The sequence below is a fragment of the Ruegeria sp. BHSB058 genome (assembly GCF_059613285.1).
In genome coordinates, this window is record NZ_JBXWSF010000044.1 from 1 (window position 1) to 17,613 (window position 17,613).

A 17,613-nucleotide genomic window follows, 5' to 3' on the forward strand; every position below is an offset into this window, starting at 1 on the left:
CATTGCACAGCCAGTTCACCGTGCCCTCGGCATCGCACGGGGTACGACCGGGGCAAAGATGCGTCTCGATCACCCGTTCCGTCAGGTCATAACGCTTTTGAAACCCTTCACGTCCCACAACCGTCAAAGCGCCAGAGCGCCACAGGTATTCCAGTGCAGTCTTGGACGGGTGCCAGTCCCACCATCCGCCCGAGCCCTTCTTTTCATCCGTGCCCACGTCGGAAGATCCGACCGGGCCATGCTCGCGGATGTGATTCAGAACCGACTGGAACCTCTGTTCAAACCCGTCGCGGCGCCAGTTCTTCCAACGCGCCCGCAGCAGCTCGGCATCGCGCTCGAACCGCAAGTGCCAGTGTGGATAGAAGGTCATCGGGATGACAGCGGCATCATGCGTCCAGTGCTCGAACAAAGCCCGGTCACGCTCATAGAGCCGCTTGAGGTTGTCCGTTCGGTACGCCGACCGGCGCGCGAACAGGATCATGTCATGTGCCCGCGCCACCGTGTTGATGCTGTCCAGTTGGACAAAGCCCAAGCGCTGGATCAATTCCAGCAACGACGCTCCCTTGGTCGGGCCGCTTGGCTGTTCCAGCAATGCATGCCGGTCCAGAAACAGTGCCCGGGCAGCGCGATTATCCAGCCGTTGCAGCGCCACGAACTCAGCGCCGCTTCAACGTGTCCCCATAGCTGATCTTGGGGGTCAGCGTGACGCGCGTTTCAATGTCGGTGTCCGGGTTTTCCAACCGCGCCGCGATGATCTCGGCCGCCTTGCGCCCGATTTCCAGCCGACAGGCATCCATAGTCGCCAGCCTGCGCGGCAGGCCCTGCAACAGCTCGACATTGTTGAAGCCCGCCAGCCCGATCTGACCGGGCACCTCGATGCCCTGATCCAGCAGGTACAGCAACCCACCCGCGCCGATCATGTCGTTGGAATAATAAAGAAAATCAAGCTCGGGTGATCGCTCCAGCATGGTTTGCGTCATCTCACGCCCCTTGGCCAGTGCCGAACCGCCGGAATAGAACTCGCGATCCTCTATCTCGACCCCGTTCTTGCCCAAGACCTCGGTAAACCCTTCGAAACGCTTTCTGGCCCGGTGATCCAGCGGCATCTTGGTGCCCATGAAGCCGATATGTTCATAGCCCGCTTTCAGGATCGCCTGCGCCATCTCGCGCCCGGCGCGGCGGTGCGAAATGCCGACCATCGCATCCACCGGCTTACCGTCAACATCCATGATTTCGATCACCGGAATCCCGGCGGAATCAAGCATGGCGCGGGCGGCTTCCGTATGCTCCAGCCCGGCGATGATCACACCCGAGGGCCGCCACGAGAGCATCTCGTACAGCACCTTCTCTTCCTTTTCGGGCAGATAATCGGTGACGCCCACCACCGGTTGCAATTCGGTATCTTCCAGTACCTGGTTGATGCCGGTCAGAACCTCGGGAAAGACCATGTTGGACAGCGACGGGATGATCACCGCCACCAGATTCACCCGGTTCGAGGCCAGCGCGCCGGCAATCTTGTTCGGGACATACCCAAGTTCTTTCGCTGCGGCCAGGACACGCGTGCGCGTGGCATCCGATACATCCCCCCGATTCCGCAACACCCGGCTGACGGTCATTTCGGACACGCCGGAGGCTTCCGAGACATCACGAAGGGTGAGCGGGCGTTTTGTTTCTGTAGTCACCTGGATACCTGCGCTGTTTGTTTTGCCCGATGGTAGCGCGAACGAATAGATTTGTACAACTGTCCTCAAAGGCCATGACAAGCTGAACAAAGGCGGTTACAGAGGGGCGGCGTGGCCCCGTGGCTCAACTGGATAGAGCAGCCCCCTCCTAAGGGGCAGGTTGCAGGTTCGAATCCTGCCGGGGTCGCCAAAACCACCTGAAAAATATGGCTTATTTACAGGACGTTGTGCGGAAGACTGCAAAAAGTCCCGTCAGCTTTCGGGCCGTAATCGACTGAAACGGCCGATTTCTCGTACAAAACCTGTACAAAATTCGCACGTTTGTGCGTATTTCGGGGGCCAATCATGAGCCGCCATAGCTTTGATCCCGAAATCGCGGGACGTGTTGGCCTGAACGCGGCGGTGATTTTCCAGAACATCACCTTCTGGATCGAGAAGAACCAAGCCAATCGCCGCAACCTTCGAGACGGGCGGTATTGGACTTACAATTCGATCTCGGCCTTTAGTGAGTTGTTCCCCTATCTGAGCGAAAAGCAGATCCGAACAGCGCTCGAAAAGCTGGTCAGCGCAGAGCTGATCATCAAGGGCAATTTCAGCGATGATCGTTATGATCGGACCTGTTGGTATGCCTTGGGCAACTCCATTTGCCCAAATGGGCAAATCGATCTGACCGAAAGGGAAAATGATGCATTTGCCCCTGAGGGCAAGCCATCTGCCCCTGAGGGCAAATCCTATAAGAACAGATATAAACCATATCAAAAACCAAATCCTTCGCACGCGAAGGTAGCGGTGGAGGATGAGATTTCAGAAAAGATTTTGTCCGCCTACCCCGAGGATCGCGTTCGCGGCAAAGCGGTTTGTAACTCGCAAATCCGCCAAGCGCTGGCCGACGGAGTGGACGCCAAAGACCTCGAGGACGCCGTGCGGACCTATGCGACCGAGAGCGAAGGCTTCACCCGCTCCAAGGTGTGCTTCTCCGACAATTGGTTCTCCTCTGGCCGTTGGTTGAAATACCTTCAGGAGGTTGAGGAGGCGCGAGAAGCGGGCAAAGCCAAAGAGGCTGAATTGCTGAAAGGTTTGGCCGATTGGGTCACGGACAAGCATCCCCTTTGCCGCCACATAACACCCGGCCAAGTGACCGCTTTGCTAGCCGCGAACCTAGTCAGCTCAGCTGAAATCGAAGCGGCGGGGCTTAGCGCATGAGTGCGATCGATCTCCACAAAGAGCAGAGAGCAAGGTTACCCACCGATTACATCGGCGGGACTTGTGAGGGGCGGCCAGCCTCCCCTTCAAACCCCAACCAAACGCACGCAAGCGGCGTCAAAGAGGGCCTTTCCGAGAGCGTGATCTTTCGATGCACCCCGTCGGAAAAGGCCGCGCTTGTGGCCAAGGCGCGCGCCGCTGGCCTGCCCAATGCCACGCTGATGCGCGAGGCATTGGGGCTGACCGAGGCACGTCGGCGCAAGCCCGTCCCCCGAGTTGACCCGAAGCTGACCTTTGCGATTGCCCGCGTCGGCGGCAACCTCAATCAGCTCTCCCGCTGGATCAACGGCGCGGTCAAATCCGGCCGCGCGAGCCAGATCGATGCGCTCAAGGTCGCGACGCAGCTTGTGGCCATCGAGCGGCAATTGGCGCAGATCGTGGCGGCACACACGGGCGGTGGCGAATGATCATGTCGTTCTTCTCCACCGGTACGGGAGGCGGTGCAGCCCCCATCGACTACCTGACCGCGCGCGAAGTTCTGGCCTATGACGAGAACCGCAATCTGATCCGTGATGACAACGGCCAGCCGCAAACCAAGATCCGCGACCCGCTGCCCGAGGTGCTGCACGGCAATCCTGATCAGACCCGCGACCTTATCGATGCGAGCCCCAACAAATGGAGCTACACGGCAGGTGTGATCAGCTTTGCCGACAGCGACGATCCCAGTCCCGCCGCCCAGCAAGAGGCCATTGAGCTATTTGAGGCTCTGGCCTTTGCTGGGCTGGACAGGGATCAATACGATTGTCTCTGGGTGCGCCACTCGCATGAAGGCAATGTCGAGCTGCACTTCTGCACGCCACGCCTTGAGCTGAGCACGGGCAAGGCGTTGAACATCGCACCGCCAGGCCATGAAAACGCCTTTTCCAGCCTGCGTGATTTGATGAACAAGACGCACGGTTGGGCAGACCCTTTGGAGCCAGATCGCGCTCGCGAAGTGAGGGCGACGATTGAAGCGCCGACGCGCGCGCAAGGTCGCGAAGCGCTGCACGATTGCATCCTCGATCAGATCAGCGTCGGCACCATCACCGACCGCGCCAGCATGATCGATGCTTTGGCCGATGCAGGCTTTGATATCCCCCGTGCCAGCAAGAATTACATCACCGCCAAAGACCCCGACACCGGCGAGCGCTGGCGTTTGAAAGGAGAGATTTTCCATGACGACTGGCAAGCCGAACCGCCTCGCCGAGAAATTGAACGCGGACCTGGAGACAGTACGCAGCGACCACGCCGCCTTGATGGCATCTCAACTGGAGAGCTTCAGGAGCGATTTCAGCAGCATTGCGACCAGCGCGCTGCATACAATCGAGACCGATATCAGGTTCTTTCTGAGCGACAGCAGGAGCGAGTTGGAGAGGCGGAGCGAGACGATCAGGCGCTGGTTGACGATCTCACCCTGGGTGATCGTGGTGATGGTCTCATCCTGGATCGCGACAGTGCTGATTGCGAGTTGGTTTTGGACGGGCTTGATCACGCGCTCGGAGATGACGAGGCTTGGCCTGACACGGATCGAACAGGCTGGGCAGACATGGGTGACGCTGGACCCCGACCGGACCGAATTGAAGACCTGCACCATGGCCGGGACGCCGGTCATCTGTATCGAGATCAAGGAACCCTAGATGACACAGACCCTGACAGCATTGGAACGCGAATTGCTCGCATCCGTCGAGCGGTTGGTGACGGCCTGCGAGAGTTCAGCCAAGGAATTGCACGCCTTGGAGAAGCGCTCGACCAGCAGGATCGAAAGCAAGGTGAATGGCTTGGCGCATTGCGTGGCGCTATTGATGAAATCACATCTCACGTCCGTCACCACATTGGCCGACTTGCTGCGCGAGGAGCAGAATTACGCGACGCTGCAGGCGGGGTTAGAGACCAGCTGGAAACTAGCGAAAGACGCCGAGAAGCGACTGAAAGAGAGTTAGACGCGAGAGATAGCCACCGCAGCGCCGGACATTCGCTTTGATCTAACTGCAAATGTTGGCGTGGTTCGAGGGTCTGCAGTGGGAATCTTAGATTCGTTCTGCAGCAATCCACCACACGTCTGCGATTTCTTTGCTGGGTGCGTAGCGGATAAACCGGAACTTCATGTAGAATGCAGCGAAGAGCTCGAAAGAGCCCATTTCGAAAGATGCTGCGCGATGCTTAAACTTCAGCAAAGCCAGAAAGAACAGCCATTCGAGTTCGCGGCAGCGCCGACGACACCCGCAAAGTCAGCCAGCGCCAAGTAAACCGGAAAAAGTTGAGTTTATGCAATCTATAAAAGCCTTGCCAAAGTAAATCTCACCGGGGTCAACTTTTTTTCTGCGCAGGCTCGATACATTGATCAGAATTACAGACGCAGGCTTTATTTGAGGTGCAGGAGAAACAGGTTAAACAGTTCCGCCTGCGACGATATCTGAAGCTTGCTGTAGATGTTACGGCGATGCGTTTTGACCGTGGGCATGGAAATGCCCAGATTGAGCGAGATGGAATTGCTGCTGTGGCCAATCAGTATGAGCTGCGCAATCTCGCGCTCACGCGCCGTCAAAACATCACCACCAAAATCGTGGAATCGTTCCTCTTGTCCTGAAGCCGTGGTTTTTGCATCGAGACTGCCGGGGTTGATCGCAAATTGGCGCAGCAGAATAGCATTGAGAATTGGAAACAGACGCTCTAGCGAAGCTTTGCAATCCTTGGTTTGCTGGCTGCCAAGCGGAGTCATAATGCTGATATCGAGCATTGTTTTGTTGGGCAGGCTGACGAGAACGATCACTTCGGCCATGTTCTTGGGCCAGCCCGGAGTGCGGTAACCGATGGGTTCGCTGTCCTCGATATGGACATCGACATCATGCACGTCGATGAAGGGTCGGTTATCATTCTGAATGAAATCCGAAATCATGTAGACCCCGGCCTGCCGCCCCATCCGGTATGCCCGATAGGCCGGATTGATGACGTAGGTATATGTCAGGTAATTCTTGAGGCCGCGTTCGTAACTGGTGGGACATGGCCGGCTTGCCAGAAGCGCCGGTGCCAGCTTTTCCCGGTAGAGAAAGATGTGAAAGTGGTCATGGCCCAATTGCGTATCCAGGAGCGCAGCCAGATCTGCGGCAAAGCTGTCACGGCCCACCAGCTCGATCAACGAGACAAGCATCGTATCCGTCAGTGCCGGATAGCTGTTTTGGAGCATATCATGCTTCACTAGGCAGGTTTTCCAGACATCATTCGGAGCTATTTTTCAAATACAATCGTTCTTGGATCAAGCCAAATACCGCAGTTCTCATCCTTTGGGATGATAGAACCTGCACAGTTTTCGCCAGACATTCGGACAAAACGGCAGGTTGAAAAGGCGCCGTGGGGAACAAAACGATTATGGATTTTCCGATCTCAGTGATCCGCGATCATTTCCCGTCGCTTTCGGTGACGGATGAGGGTCTGGCACGGGTCTATCTGGACAATCCGGCAGGTACGCAGGTGCCGGGAATGGTGGTCGATGCCATCGGCCACTACCTGTTGCAACAATCCAGCAATGCGGGAGGCCGGTTTCGCACGAGCATCGAAACCGACCAAGTCTGGTTGAGCGCGCATGAAGATATGGCGGCGTTCCTGGGCGCAAAATCTGCCGCCGAGATTGTTATCGGACAGAGTATGACCTGCCTGACCTTTCATATGTCGCGCAGTATTTGTCACGACTTTCAACCCGGCGACCAGATCGTGATCAGTCGGATGGAGCACGAGGGCAATGTCGGACCCTGGCTGGAAATCGCCAAAGACAAGGGGCTAGAGATTCGCTGGGTCGATTTCAACCGCGATAGCTGGCAGGTCGAGCCCGAGGACCTGGAGGCACAACTCACGGAACGCACACGTCTAGTGGCCATAAATTTTGCCAGCAATATGACCGGTGCCATCAACGATGTGAAACGACTGACGAGCATCGCAAAGGATGCGGGTGCGCTGGTCTATGTCGATGCGGTGCAGCTGGCCCCGCATCACCTGGTCGATGTTGCGGATCTGGGCTGCGATTTCCTTGCCTGCTCGTCCTACAAGTTCTTCGGTCCGCATCTGGGAATCGTCTGGGGGCGCGAAGACCTGTTGCGCGCGCTCTATCCTTACAAAGGACGATGCGTATCCGATGACAGCCCGGACCGCTTTGAGATGGGTACACCGCAATACGAATTGCTAGCAGGTCTGTCGGCCACAATCGCTTACTTTGAAAAACTGGGCCAGATCAACGGCGGCAGTGGTGACCGCCGTGCGCTGATTGCTCGGGCATATGAAGCGTCGCGAACCTATGAAGAGCCGCTGACCAACCTCCTAATCGCCGGGCTTGAGGATATCCCAGGCCTGTCGATCTATGGTATCGTCAATCCCAACCGTATCGGTGAACGCGTTCCCACGGTTTCCTTCCGGCATGACCGGCTGTCGCCCGATACGATTGCAACGGCGCTGGCCCGGGCCGGGATTCATGTGTGGCACGGTCACAACTACGCTTACGAGCCCGCCCGCGCCCTCGGACTTCCGCTGGACGAAGGAGTCGTTCGGGTGGGGATCGCGCACTACAATACCGCCGACGAGATTGACCAGACAGTGCAGCAGATTTCGCAAACCATCACAGAAGCCGGATAGAAACCGGCCATTATTTCCTGACATGGAGGAGACAAAAATGAAACTTGCTATCAAACTTCTGGCTGTCGCGGCAGCCGTATTCGCCATTGGCGCACCTGCCTCGGCGGAAAAACTGCGGGTTGGTATGGAATGCACCTACGTGCCGTTCAACTACCGCACGGAATCGGGCGAGTTGGCCGGTTACGACGTGGATGTGGCCAACGGTGTTGCCGAGATCATCGGCGCCGAACTTGAATTCGTCTGTCAACAGTGGGACGGGATGATCCCTGCGCTGCTCGCCAACAAGTTCGATCTGATCGTGGCCTCGATGTCGATCACGGAAAGCCGCCTTGAAAAGATCGATTTTTCCAGCCCTTACCGCGACAGCGTCGGTCGGATCGTCGGTAAATCGGGGATGGACGTCAGCCTGTTCGACGACGCGGGTAATCCGATCCCAGAAAACTTCGCCGGTCTGCGGATCGGGCTGGAGCGCGCGTCGACCTATGAAAGTTGGTTCAACGCCAAGCTGCCCGATGCCGAGGTGGTGCTCTATGACGGGGCCGAGCCGATGTATCTGGATCTGGTCAATGGCCGGGTCGATGCGATCATGACTAACCCGATGAAGGCACATCTGCGGTTCCTGACCCAGGAAGAGGGCAGCGGGTTTGAATTCGTCAGCCCGGCGATCAGCGAGGTCGAGTTTTTCGGTATCGGTGTGGGTATCGGCCTGCGTCAGGGTCAGCCCGAGCTGAAAGAGCGTCTGAACGGTGCGATCAAGCAGCTGATTAATGATGGCAAGCTGACTGAATACGCGCTGAAGTACTTCCCCTTCCCAATCCATAACGAGGAATGGGGCGACAGCTGATCTTCTTCCTGATGCGGTGGCGTGTTTCCGGATGCGCCGCCGCGTTGGGCCTAAGTAACTGGCACCTGCCAAACAGATAATCGAAGGGGCGTAGTGTGGAAGTCTTGGCCGGATGGTGGGATGACTTCTTTTGGGGGTCGGTTGTCGTTCTGCAGGTGTTTCTGGCATCACTTGTCCTGATGATCCTCTTTGGCCTGATCGGTGCGGCGGCAAAGTTGTCGAACAATCGTATCGCCCAGAAACTGGCAGGCGCTTACACAGTTATTTTCCGCGGAACGCCGGAAATCCTGGTGATCCTGCTGCTCTATTTCGGGTCGGCCATTACCCTGACCGCGATCGCTCAGTTATTCGACCCCGAGATCAAGTTCCTGGATGTGCCGCCGTTTTGGGCTGGAACCATCGCCATCGCCTTGATCGTCGGCTCCTACGCGACCGAGACGTTTCGTGGTGCATTTCTCGGCGTGAAGCCCGGTAGCATCGAGGCCGCGCGTGCGCTGGGCATGTCGAACCTACAAACCTTCATCTACATCCGCATCCCCGAGATGTGGCGGCTGGCGCTTCCCGCCTTCGGCAACCACATGCTGTCATTGATCAAGGACACGGCGCTTATTTCGATCATCGGTCTGAATGAGACACTGTTCGTCGCCAAACAGGCCATCGGCTCAACTGGCAAGCCTTTCACCATGTATATCGTGGTCGGCCTCATCTACCTCGGCTTTTCCACGGTAATCACATTGACGGTCATGGGGCTTGAACGCTTTGGCCAACGCACAACGAGGGCGTCATGAGTTTTGATCTGTCACTCATTACCGAGTCGCTGCCAAAGATGCTGATGGGCATTGGCCTGACATTTCAGCTAATGATCCTGTCGGGTTTCCTTGGCCTTTTGCTTGCAATCGTGCTGATGCTGATGCGCATCAGCGGGAAATGGTATCTGTCCTGGCCCGCACAGGTCTATATCTACGTCTTTCGCGGCACCCCGATTCTGGTGCAGATATTCATCGTCTATTACGGGTTTCCACAGCTGGAATTTATCCGCGAGAGCATCTTGTGGCCCATCTTCCGCGACCCGTTCGGTTGTGCCATCGTGGCGCTCACCCTGAACACCGGCGCCTATGTGTCGGAAATCCTGCGTGGCGGTGTGCTCGGGGTGGACCGGGGTGTGCTAGAGGCCGGAGAGGCCCTTGGCCTGTCAAAACCGCAGCGTTTCATCTATCTGACCGCACCCATTGCCACGCGTCTTGCTTTGCCCGCATACGGAAATGACATCATCAGCCTGCTGAAATCGACGGCTCTGGCCAGCACCATCACCTTGATGGACATGACCGGTATCGCGCGGACCATCGTGGCACAGACCTATGCGCCCTATGAAATATTTATCTCGCTCGCCATCATCTACATGATCCTGACATTCTTCATACAGAGGCTGCTGGGACAGATTGAGCGATACATTGGCCGCTACGCCGTGAGGGAGGGCTGACATGACATCTTCTGCACCATTGATTCAAATGCAAGGGGTGGGCAAGCATTTCGGCACCTTCCAGGCGCTGAAGGATATTAACCTCAACGTCACAAAAGGCGAACGGATCGTGGTGTGCGGGCCATCCGGGTCCGGCAAGTCCACCATGATCCGCTGCATCAACCGGCTGGAGAAACACGACGAAGGCACAATCATTATCGACGGGATTGAACTTACCGATGACCTCAAGGACCTCAATGCCGTGCGCCGAGAGGTCGGCATGGTATTCCAAAGCTTTAACCTGTTTCCACATATGACCATTCTGAACAACCTGATGTTGGCGCAAAAGCTGGTGCGCAAAACCCCGAAATCGCAGGCTCGCGAGGTGGCGATGAAGTACCTCGAACGCGTCAAGATACCCGAGCAGGCCAACAAGTACCCGATCCAGCTTTCCGGCGGGCAGCAACAGCGCGTCGCCATCGCTCGGGCGTTGTGTATGAAACCCGAGGTCATGTTGTTTGACGAACCCACCTCGGCGCTTGACCCGGAAATGATCAACGAGGTGCTCGAAGTGATGGTCGATCTGGCTCAGGACGGCATGACTATGATCTGTGTTACCCACGAAATGGGTTTCGCCCGCTCGGTCGCGGATCGGGTGATTTTCATGGATGCGGGTGAGATCGTCGAGGAAGCCAAGCCGGAAGAGTTTTTCAACGCCCCGAGGAGTGAGCGCACCAAGCTTTTCCTCAGTCAAATTCTTAAGCATTAGAGGCACGCCGTGACAACCGACCTTCCTCCCCATGCGGAGTTCTTGCCCTTTGCCGAAACACTGGCTGATCGCAGTCGATCCATGTTGCTGGAGGCGAGTCGGCTTGAACCGGATGTCGAGATCAAAGCGGATGCGTCTTTTGTGACTGCGACCGACAAGGCGGTCGAGGCCACCTTGCGCGAGATGATCGCCGATGCATTCCCCGATCATGGCATCCTGGGGGAGGAGTTCGAGAACACCAATACCGATGCCGAGTTTGTCTGGGTGCTGGATCCGATTGACGGCACCGCTGCCTTTGTCGCGGGCATTCCGGTATACGGCTCGCTCATCGCGCTGGCCTGGCAGGGCGCGCCTTATCTGGGCGTGATCGAGCATCCCATGACGAATGAACGCTGGGTCGGCGTTGCAGGTGAATTCGCACTTTTCAACGGCTCTCCGGTTCGCACACGTTCTTGCCCGTCGATGGGTGTGGCCTTTGCGACCTGTAGCAACCGAGATTTCATGAGCACATCGCAGCAGGAGAAGTTCGACCGCGTCCGCGGGCGCGTGCAGTATGTGCAATATGGCGGCTCCTGCTATTCCTACGGGGTTCTCGCCTCAGGGCGGACCGACCTTGCTCTGGATGGCGGTCTCGATGCCTTCGATATCTATGCCCCGGCAGCGGTCATTACAGGCGCGGGCGGATTTGTGACCGACTGGGAGGGAGAAGCGCTTTCGTTTGATATGCAAGGGACAGTTCTGGCGGCGGGGGACAAAGCGCGGCTGGAAGAAACCATTGCGATCATGCAGAGCTGACCCGGACCTGACGGAGGATATTTCTATGCAACATTCAACCTTACCGGTGATCCTCGACAGTGCCTCAGTTGACGCGCTGCTGCCGCAACTGAATGTTCAAGCCGAGCTGAGAGAGATGTTCAGGGCCCTCAGCGGTGGTAAGGCCGTACAACCTGTACAAACTGTAACGGAGTTTCCCGGCAAGGATGGCGATTTCATCATTTACCTCGGCGCGATCGAGGCAATGGGGGTCTTCGGGGCCAAGCTTTCACCCTATATCGTAACCGATGCCGCTCCGATCATTACCGCCTGGACGGCTCTGATGAGCATGGAGTCCGGCCAGCCATTGGTGTGGTGTGATGCTGGCCGTCTGACCACTGAACGCACCGCAGGTACAACCGCAATCGCTGTGGACTATCTGGCACCTGAAGACGCGAGAAATCTGGCGATCATCGGCAGCGGTCCGGTTGCCAAAGCTCATCTGCGGCATGTTCTGGGGCTGCGGAGCTGGGCAAGTATCAGCGTCTACTCACCTACACTGGCCAGCAACTACGACAAACAGGCACAGTGGCACGGCCTCTCGGATAGTATCTCTATTGCGTCGGATGCGAATAGCTGCATCGCGGGTGCGGATGTGGTGATGCTCTGCACCTCGTCCGGCATTCCGGTGATTGATCCTGCGCATATCGGCCAACCTGCCCTGATCACTTCGATCAGCACCAACGCCCCCAACGCGCATGAGGTGCCGCCCGAATTCCTGACCGGCGCCGATGTCTATTGTGACTATGCGCCCACCACACCTGGTGCCGCTGCCGAGATGCGTATGGCCGAGGCAGAACACGGCTGGTCGTCTGCACAGGTGAAGGGCGATCTGGCGATGCTAGCCTGTAACAAGGCTCCGTTGCCCGCTTATCACAGACCGGTCTATTTCCGTTCTGTCGGGTTGGGGTTGGAAGACATCGCCATGGCTTGCGGAATCTGGAAATTGTCACAGGCGCAACAGGGCTGAGTGATCGGGAGACACGGGATGAAGATCAAACCATTCGGCGTTGAAATCTGGATGAACGAGTTTGAAAATCATTGTAAATTCAATCTCGCAGAAACCTGCGTGGCCTCACTGACGATCGAAGAATTGCTGGAGATGTCGGGCAAAAACTCCGATGTGCTGGACGATCTGAAGCAGATGAAGATGACGTATGGAGCGATTGAAGGTTCGGACCGGCTGCGTGATGCCATCTGCACGCTCTACCAGCATCAGGAACGCCACAATGTTGTGGTCACCCACGGGGCAATCGGGGCCAATGCGCTTGTGCATGAAACCCTGGTCGAGCCGGGGGATCACGTGATTTCGGTCCGGCCCACCTATCAGCAACATTACTCCATCCCTGAAAGCTATGGCGCCACAGTCGATATTCTGCACCTGCGGCCGGAAAACGGGTTTCTGCCAGATTTGGAGGAGTTTGCCACTTTGATCCGGCCTGCGACCAAACTGATCGCGATCAACAATCCCAACAACCCCACCGGATCGCTGATGGATGCAGGCTATCTGACAAAATTCTGCGACATAGCACGCCAATCACAGGCCTGGATCCTCTGCGACGAGGTCTATCGCGGCACGGGGCAGGATGGCGACGGGTTCGGCCCGGCCATCGCCGATCTCTATGAACGCGGAATCAGTGTTGCTGGCATGTCCAAAACGTTTTCTCTGGCCGGGCTCAGGTTGGGCTGGATCGTGGCTCCTACGGAGGTGATCGAGGCCGTGTCGATTCACCGTGATTACAACACCATCAGTGTCGGTATGCTGGATGATTACTTCGCCGCCCTTGCACTTGAAAACAAGGCGCGAATTCTGGAGCGCAGCCACCGGATCACACGGGGAAACCTGCAAATCCTGGATGCTTGGGTGCGGAACGAGCCCCTGATCAGCTATGTCAAACCCAAGGCCGGCACTACGGCACTGCTGAAATATGATTTCGATATGCCCTCGCGCGAATTCTGTGTTCGTCTGCTGGAAGAGACCGGCGTGATGTTCACGCCCGGCTCGGTTCTGCACATGGAGGGCTGGCTGCGCATCGGCTATGCCAATGATCCGGCGATCCTGAACACCGGTTTGGAAAAGGTCAGCACGTTCCTCTCGCAACTCAAAAAGGACGGTGTACCCGCTGCTGCACCGGTGATCGCATGAGCGACCGCATGCTCCAATCCGCCGCACGCTCGGTTCGGGCGCGGCGGCGCATCGCAGATCTGATTTACCAGACCCCGGTGCCACCTGCGCAGGTGCTGAGTGCGAAAACGGGATGTGATCTGCATTTCAAGGCCGAGAATTTTCAACTGACCGGATCGTTTAAAATGCGTGGGGCCGCCAGCAAGATGACGGCGCTCGATCCGGGGCAGAAGCTGATCACCGCCTCTTCGGGAAATCACGGCATTGCATCGTCACGCGCGGCGTCGCTGACCGGGCAGGACCTGACCGTGGTGCTGCCGGAAACCGTGGCCGCCGCGAAACTCGAAAAAATCCGCGCCTTCGGGGTTGAAGTAATTCAGCATGGGGCGGAATCCGGCCTAGCCGAGGCGCATGCTCAAAGCCTCGCGGCCTCGGGCGGCTACAGCTATGTTTCGCCGTATAACGATCATGACGTGATTGCCGGGCAGGGAACAATCGGGCTGGAGCTGCTCGAACAGCTCGAACGGATCGACAACATTTTCATCTCGATGGGAGGTGGCGGTCTGATCAGCGGCATCGGATCGGTGCTGAAGAGCTTTGGCGGGCAAACACGGGTGATAGGCGTGTCGGCACAGAACTCGGCGGCACTGGCCGCGTCGATGCAAGCAGGCAGGGTTGTGGAGACCGAACATCTCGACACCTTAGCAGACGGGGTCGCCGGTGGCATGGATGAGGACAGCCTGACCCTGCCGCTGGCATTGGATGTTGTCGATCGGGTCGTTACCTGTGGCGAGGGTGAAATCGCTGCCGCGCTAAGATCACTGGCGGTGGATGAAAACATGCTGGTCGAAGGGGCTGCTGCACTCGCGCTTGCGGGGTTCCTTCAGATCTCGGATGAGTTGCGTGGACAGACCAATGTTGTCTTGCTTTGCGGCGCCAATTTCGACTGGTCGAAAATTAGCAGTCACATCAAGAGTGGAGCTTTTTGATACAGCCGCGCTGTCGGAAATTCGCTTTGCGGCGTAGGCATTGTTCCATTGTCAACAAACGGAACGAAAGCAGTCTTTCACTCGGTCTTTGTGAATGGCCGGTTTGTCCCGCGTTGCAGACCTTGATGTGGCGTGCGGCGAAGGTCCGCTGAGCGGGACTTTGCTGCCACTGTGTCCAACGCAGCGAAAGACTGCAAACGGATGCATTGGGGCCATTTGGCTCAGTTGTACATAGCCCGCTCAACAGCGGGCATTATCTGGTCTGAGCTACTCGTGTTTGGCGCTTTTCATCCACAACTCCGAGAAGCAAGACCCCTGCGCCCGCGAGCACCAGCGCCGCCCTGGCACAGAATAAGGTGGCGTTGGCCGCATCGTGATCTCCGGGTTTCGGTAGTTCTGCATCACACTGCACCGGCACGTCACGGACTTTTCCCGAATGGTTCGGCCGCAGCGCCGAAGGATGTCATCGCTCCTGGTAGCCCAGGCTAAGCAGGGCGTCGTGCAGTTTCCCGCGTGTTTCTTCATCCCGGAACGGAAATGCCGTGAAAAACATGGCTGCCGAGGCTTCTGGGCGGGCGGCCAGGCTTTGATCGCGCCAGTAGGCTGCCTTGTCGTGCTGCCCGGCGATCTGACAGGACGCTGCGGAAATCGCCTTGATCAGGAAATGCGCCCCGGGTTTTCTGGCGCCCTGCTCGGCCCAATCGGCTGCCTGGTCAAACTCGCCGGTATGCAGATAGGCAAGACCCTTGGCCGAAAGCATTGCATAGAGGAACGGATCGATCGGGCTGAGGTCGACGGCGCGCGACACATGCTCCAGCGCGGCCGTTCCGTCGCCGGCCATGACCTCGGCCCAGCCTCGCGAATAGAGGCCGTGCGCGAAATTGGGGCTGAGGGCGGTGGCCTGTTCGAGCCATCCCAACCCCGCCTGCGGGCTTCCCTCAAGCCAGTAGGACCGCCCCAGATTATAGTTGATGAAGGGATCCAGCGGGTCGAGTTCCATGCCGCGCAGCGCATGGTTGCGCGCGGCTTCGATGGCAATGCCCCGGTCGCCTTCGTAACGCAGGAAGGCCGACTGGAAACTGGTGAAGGACAGGGCGCCGTGGACCCTGGCGAAACCCGGATCCAGGTCCAGCGCCCGGCGGAAATACCCGTCGGCCAGGGCGTTGTCCGCCTTGTTGAACCGATACATGTGCTGCAGGCCAGTGTGGTAGAACGCCCAGGCATCGAGCGAGTCCGGGTTTCTCATCCGCGCAAGCTGAGCTTCGTGCTGGGGAATATGCCGTTCCAGCGCCGAGATGACATGGGCGATGATCCGCTCACGCAGTTGATGCACCTCTTCGAACGGCGCGGTCAGGCGATCCGCCCACACCACCTGGGCCGTCCGCGCGTCGATCAGTTCGAGGTTCACGGCAACCAGCGGCCCGAGAAACTCGATCTCGCCGGTCAGCACATAGGATGTGCCGAGCGCGCGTCGCACCTGTTCGATATCGACATCCGGGCCGCGGAACCGGAAACTTGATCCGCGCGCAATGACCTTGAGCCAGCGCAGGCGGGTCAGCGTCGTGATCAGTTCCGCCGGCAACCCGTCGGCGATGGCCGCCCGGGTTCCCGCGTCTCCGATCACGGAAAAGGGCAGGATCGCCAATGCCGGCGCAGTGCCCTTGCGGTCGATCTCGGCAAGGGTGTCGGCCGGATCATCGGCGGTCGTGGCGATTGCGCCCGGAACCTTGATCGAAACCTTGCCGACGAACCTGAAACCACGCCCATGTACCGTCTTGATGTATTTCTGCGTTGATCCGTCATCCCCCAACGCGCGCCGCACCGATTTCACCACGGTCGAGATCGCCGAATCCGAGACGAAGCGCCCGCCCCAGACCTTTTCGACCAGTTCGTCCTTGGTGATCAGCGTGCCGGGGTTCTCGACCAGATAAAGCAGCAAGGCGAAGCTGAGAGGCTCGATGGCAACCGGCTCGGTTCCATGGCGCAATTCGCCCTGGTCGATATGCAGCCGGAAGTCATCGAACGAATATTCCAAATATCCTTACCCCGAAAATCCACACATATCCCCAAGAATAACACAGACAATGCTCAAGCTTGCAAGCTTCAAGCCGCGTATCCCGTCTTTGGCACGGCCCATCCGGCCATAGACAGGAGATCGAAATGAACACGCATGTGCAGCCAGGTCAGGCGGAACGGGAAAGCGTTCTGGTGCAATTCTGGAACGAAACCCTTGCCCCGAAATTCGTCAAATACCGCCACATCATGGAGGGCGGCCTGTCGCGCCACAGCGACGTTGTGATGCCGCTGCTGGATGTCCGCCCGGGCGACAGGGTACTGGATGTCGGTTGCGGTTTCGGCGACACCGCGATGGCGCTGGGGCGCCGGGTCGGCACGAAAGGCGCGGTTCTGGGCGTCGATTGCTGCGATGCCTTCCTTGACCTCGCCCGCAGCCGTCCCGAGCGTATGTTTCTGCCGAACGTTCGGTTCGAGAATCGCGATGCCGAAACCTATCTGGGCGATGCCGAGTATGACTATGTGTTCGCCCGGTTCGGCGCGATGTTCTTTGCCAACCCGGTGGCCGGCCTGCGCACGATGCGCAAGGCGCTCAAACCCGGCGGGCGGATGGCGCATATCGTCTGGCGCAAACGCGAAGACAACCCCTGGGTATTCGATGCCCGCGACGTGGTGCGGAAATTCCTGCCACCGCCGGGCCCGGATGCCCAGACCTGCGGCCCGGGACCGTTTTCGATGGCCGATGAGGCAACCACCCGCGCGCAGATGGAGGCCGCAGGCTTCACCGACATCGCGTTCCGCCGGATCGACGCCAAGGTCAATGTCGGCCGCGATATCGAGGATGCGGTGTGTTTCCAGCTGGCCATCGGACCGGCGGGTGAGACCTACCGCGAAGCCGGCGCCCTGGGAGAGGCCCGCCGTGCCGAGATCGTGCTGGCCCTGTCCGAGCTTTTCGAGGGCGTCATCGAACGCGAAGGCGGGCTCTGGATGGACAGTTCCTCGTGGCTCATCTCGGCCCGCGCGCCGGAAGCGAACGGCTGATCCCCCGGCAACCGCA

At 58.2% G+C, this 17,613-nt stretch carries 17 protein-coding genes and 1 tRNA gene; 14 read left to right on the plus strand and 4 right to left on the minus strand.

Features of this window, described 5'->3' with window-relative positions:
• Both AC2FNB_RS12325 and AC2FNB_RS12330 read right to left on the minus strand, forming a co-directional pair.
• Nucleotides 1-652, minus strand: a 652-nt coding sequence (locus AC2FNB_RS12325) for a DNA glycosylase AlkZ-like family protein (protein WP_496746663.1), incomplete at its 3' end; no start/stop codon positions are given.
• Between the two features lie 4 nt (nucleotides 653-656).
• Nucleotides 657-1,682, minus strand: coding sequence for a LacI family DNA-binding transcriptional regulator (locus AC2FNB_RS12330; RefSeq protein ID WP_496746665.1), 1,026 nt, complete (start codon nucleotides 1,680-1,682; stop codon nucleotides 657-659).
• 113 nt (nucleotides 1,683-1,795) lie between these two features.
• On the opposite strand from AC2FNB_RS12330, the gene AC2FNB_RS12335 reads away from it, so the two are divergent.
• The 4 genes from AC2FNB_RS12335 to AC2FNB_RS12350 all read left to right on the plus strand — a co-directional run bounded on the left by AC2FNB_RS12335 (nucleotide 1,796) and on the right by AC2FNB_RS12350 (nucleotide 4,905).
• Nucleotides 1,796-1,872 (plus strand) — tRNA-Arg (locus AC2FNB_RS12335).
• Between the two features lie 320 nt (nucleotides 1,873-2,192).
• Nucleotides 2,193-2,885 carry a hypothetical protein gene (locus tag AC2FNB_RS12340; protein ID WP_480748531.1) on the plus strand — a complete coding sequence of 231 codons (693 nt, stop codon included), beginning with the start codon at nucleotides 2,193-2,195 and terminating at the stop codon, nucleotides 2,883-2,885.
• A complete protein-coding gene (locus tag AC2FNB_RS12345) occupies nucleotides 2,882-3,352 on the plus strand; it encodes a plasmid mobilization protein (RefSeq protein WP_496746667.1) in 471 nt (156 codons plus the stop codon). Before AC2FNB_RS12340 ends, AC2FNB_RS12345 begins: the two co-directional genes overlap by 4 nt.
• Entirely contained in the window at nucleotides 3,349-4,905 is a 1,557-nt protein-coding gene (locus tag AC2FNB_RS12350; RefSeq protein ID WP_496746669.1) for a relaxase family protein, read from the plus strand. The genes AC2FNB_RS12345 and AC2FNB_RS12350 overlap by 4 nt, the downstream gene beginning before the upstream one ends.
• Before the next feature lie 381 nt (nucleotides 4,906-5,286).
• On the opposite strand, the gene AC2FNB_RS12355 is transcribed toward AC2FNB_RS12350, so the two are convergent.
• The gene (locus AC2FNB_RS12355; protein ID WP_496746671.1) at nucleotides 5,287-6,108 is read right to left on the minus strand and encodes a helix-turn-helix domain-containing protein; all 822 of its coding nucleotides are present in this window, start codon (nucleotides 6,106-6,108) and stop codon (nucleotides 5,287-5,289) included.
• A 182-nt stretch (nucleotides 6,109-6,290) separates the two neighbouring features.
• On the opposite strand from AC2FNB_RS12355, the gene AC2FNB_RS12360 reads away from it, so the two are divergent.
• The 9 genes from AC2FNB_RS12360 (at nucleotide 6,291) to AC2FNB_RS12400 (ending at nucleotide 14,543) form a co-directional block, all read left to right on the plus strand.
• Nucleotides 6,291-7,544, plus strand: coding sequence for a cysteine desulfurase-like protein (locus tag AC2FNB_RS12360; RefSeq protein ID WP_496746673.1), 1,254 nt, complete (start codon nucleotides 6,291-6,293; stop codon nucleotides 7,542-7,544).
• A gap of 37 nt (nucleotides 7,545-7,581) precedes the next feature.
• A complete protein-coding gene (locus AC2FNB_RS12365) occupies nucleotides 7,582-8,388 on the plus strand; it encodes an ABC transporter substrate-binding protein (RefSeq protein ID WP_496746675.1) in 807 nt (268 codons plus the stop codon).
• A 95-nt stretch (nucleotides 8,389-8,483) separates the two neighbouring features.
• Nucleotides 8,484-9,176, plus strand: coding sequence for an ABC transporter permease (locus AC2FNB_RS12370; RefSeq protein WP_496746677.1), 693 nt, complete (start codon nucleotides 8,484-8,486; stop codon nucleotides 9,174-9,176).
• Nucleotides 9,173-9,868, plus strand: coding sequence for an ABC transporter permease (locus AC2FNB_RS12375; protein WP_496746679.1), 696 nt, complete (start codon nucleotides 9,173-9,175; stop codon nucleotides 9,866-9,868). The genes AC2FNB_RS12370 and AC2FNB_RS12375 overlap by 4 nt, the downstream gene beginning before the upstream one ends.
• A 1-nt stretch (nucleotide 9,869) precedes the next feature.
• Nucleotides 9,870-10,616, plus strand: a complete 747-nt coding sequence (locus AC2FNB_RS12380) for an amino acid ABC transporter ATP-binding protein (RefSeq protein ID WP_496746681.1) — start codon at nucleotides 9,870-9,872, stop codon at nucleotides 10,614-10,616.
• Nucleotides 10,617-10,625: 9 nt separating this feature from the next.
• On the plus strand, nucleotides 10,626-11,411 hold the full coding sequence (locus AC2FNB_RS12385; protein WP_496746684.1) for an inositol monophosphatase family protein: 786 nt from the start codon (nucleotides 10,626-10,628) through the stop codon (nucleotides 11,409-11,411).
• Nucleotides 11,412-11,436: 25 nt separating this feature from the next.
• Nucleotides 11,437-12,399, plus strand: coding sequence for an ornithine cyclodeaminase family protein (locus tag AC2FNB_RS12390; protein ID WP_496746687.1), 963 nt, complete (start codon nucleotides 11,437-11,439; stop codon nucleotides 12,397-12,399).
• 18 nt (nucleotides 12,400-12,417) lie between these two features.
• Nucleotides 12,418-13,575, plus strand: coding sequence for an aminotransferase (locus tag AC2FNB_RS12395; protein WP_496746689.1), 1,158 nt, complete (start codon nucleotides 12,418-12,420; stop codon nucleotides 13,573-13,575).
• A complete protein-coding gene (locus AC2FNB_RS12400) occupies nucleotides 13,572-14,543 on the plus strand; it encodes a pyridoxal-phosphate dependent enzyme (protein ID WP_496746691.1) in 972 nt (323 codons plus the stop codon). The genes AC2FNB_RS12395 and AC2FNB_RS12400 overlap by 4 nt, the downstream gene beginning before the upstream one ends.
• A 463-nt stretch (nucleotides 14,544-15,006) precedes the next feature.
• On the opposite strand, the gene AC2FNB_RS12405 is transcribed toward AC2FNB_RS12400, so the two are convergent.
• Nucleotides 15,007-16,578 carry a winged helix-turn-helix domain-containing protein gene (locus tag AC2FNB_RS12405; protein WP_496746693.1) on the minus strand — a complete coding sequence of 524 codons (1,572 nt, stop codon included), beginning with the start codon at nucleotides 16,576-16,578 and terminating at the stop codon, nucleotides 15,007-15,009.
• A 125-nt stretch (nucleotides 16,579-16,703) separates the two neighbouring features.
• Here AC2FNB_RS12405 and AC2FNB_RS12410 point away from each other — a divergent pair, with 125 nt between their 5' ends.
• Nucleotides 16,704-17,597, plus strand: a complete 894-nt coding sequence (locus tag AC2FNB_RS12410) for a class I SAM-dependent methyltransferase (RefSeq protein ID WP_496746695.1) — start codon at nucleotides 16,704-16,706, stop codon at nucleotides 17,595-17,597.
• Nucleotides 17,598-17,613: the final 16 nt, after the last annotated feature.

Bases quoted from the DNA above. Each gene is read 5' to 3' on its own strand.
- AC2FNB_RS12375 (WP_496746679.1), top strand. From the start codon at position 9,173: ATGAGTTTTGATCTGTCACTCATTACCGAGTCGCTGCCAAAGATGCTG.
- AC2FNB_RS12395 (WP_496746689.1), top strand. From the start codon at position 12,418: ATGAAGATCAAACCATTCGGCGTTGAAATCTGGATGAACGAGTTTGAA.
- AC2FNB_RS12390 (WP_496746687.1), top strand. From the start codon at position 11,437: ATGCAACATTCAACCTTACCGGTGATCCTCGACAGTGCCTCAGTTGAC.
- AC2FNB_RS12355 (WP_496746671.1), bottom strand. From the start codon at position 6,108: ATGCTCCAAAACAGCTATCCGGCACTGACGGATACGATGCTTGTCTCG.
- AC2FNB_RS12360 (WP_496746673.1), top strand. From the start codon at position 6,291: ATGGATTTTCCGATCTCAGTGATCCGCGATCATTTCCCGTCGCTTTCG.
- AC2FNB_RS12400 (WP_496746691.1), top strand. From the start codon at position 13,572: ATGAGCGACCGCATGCTCCAATCCGCCGCACGCTCGGTTCGGGCGCGG.
- AC2FNB_RS12380 (WP_496746681.1), top strand. From the start codon at position 9,870: ATGACATCTTCTGCACCATTGATTCAAATGCAAGGGGTGGGCAAGCAT.
- AC2FNB_RS12410 (WP_496746695.1), top strand. From the start codon at position 16,704: ATGAACACGCATGTGCAGCCAGGTCAGGCGGAACGGGAAAGCGTTCTG.
- AC2FNB_RS12350 (WP_496746669.1), top strand. From the start codon at position 3,349: ATGATCATGTCGTTCTTCTCCACCGGTACGGGAGGCGGTGCAGCCCCC.
- AC2FNB_RS12345 (WP_496746667.1), top strand. From the start codon at position 2,882: ATGAGTGCGATCGATCTCCACAAAGAGCAGAGAGCAAGGTTACCCACC.
- AC2FNB_RS12365 (WP_496746675.1), top strand. From the start codon at position 7,582: ATGAAACTTGCTATCAAACTTCTGGCTGTCGCGGCAGCCGTATTCGCC.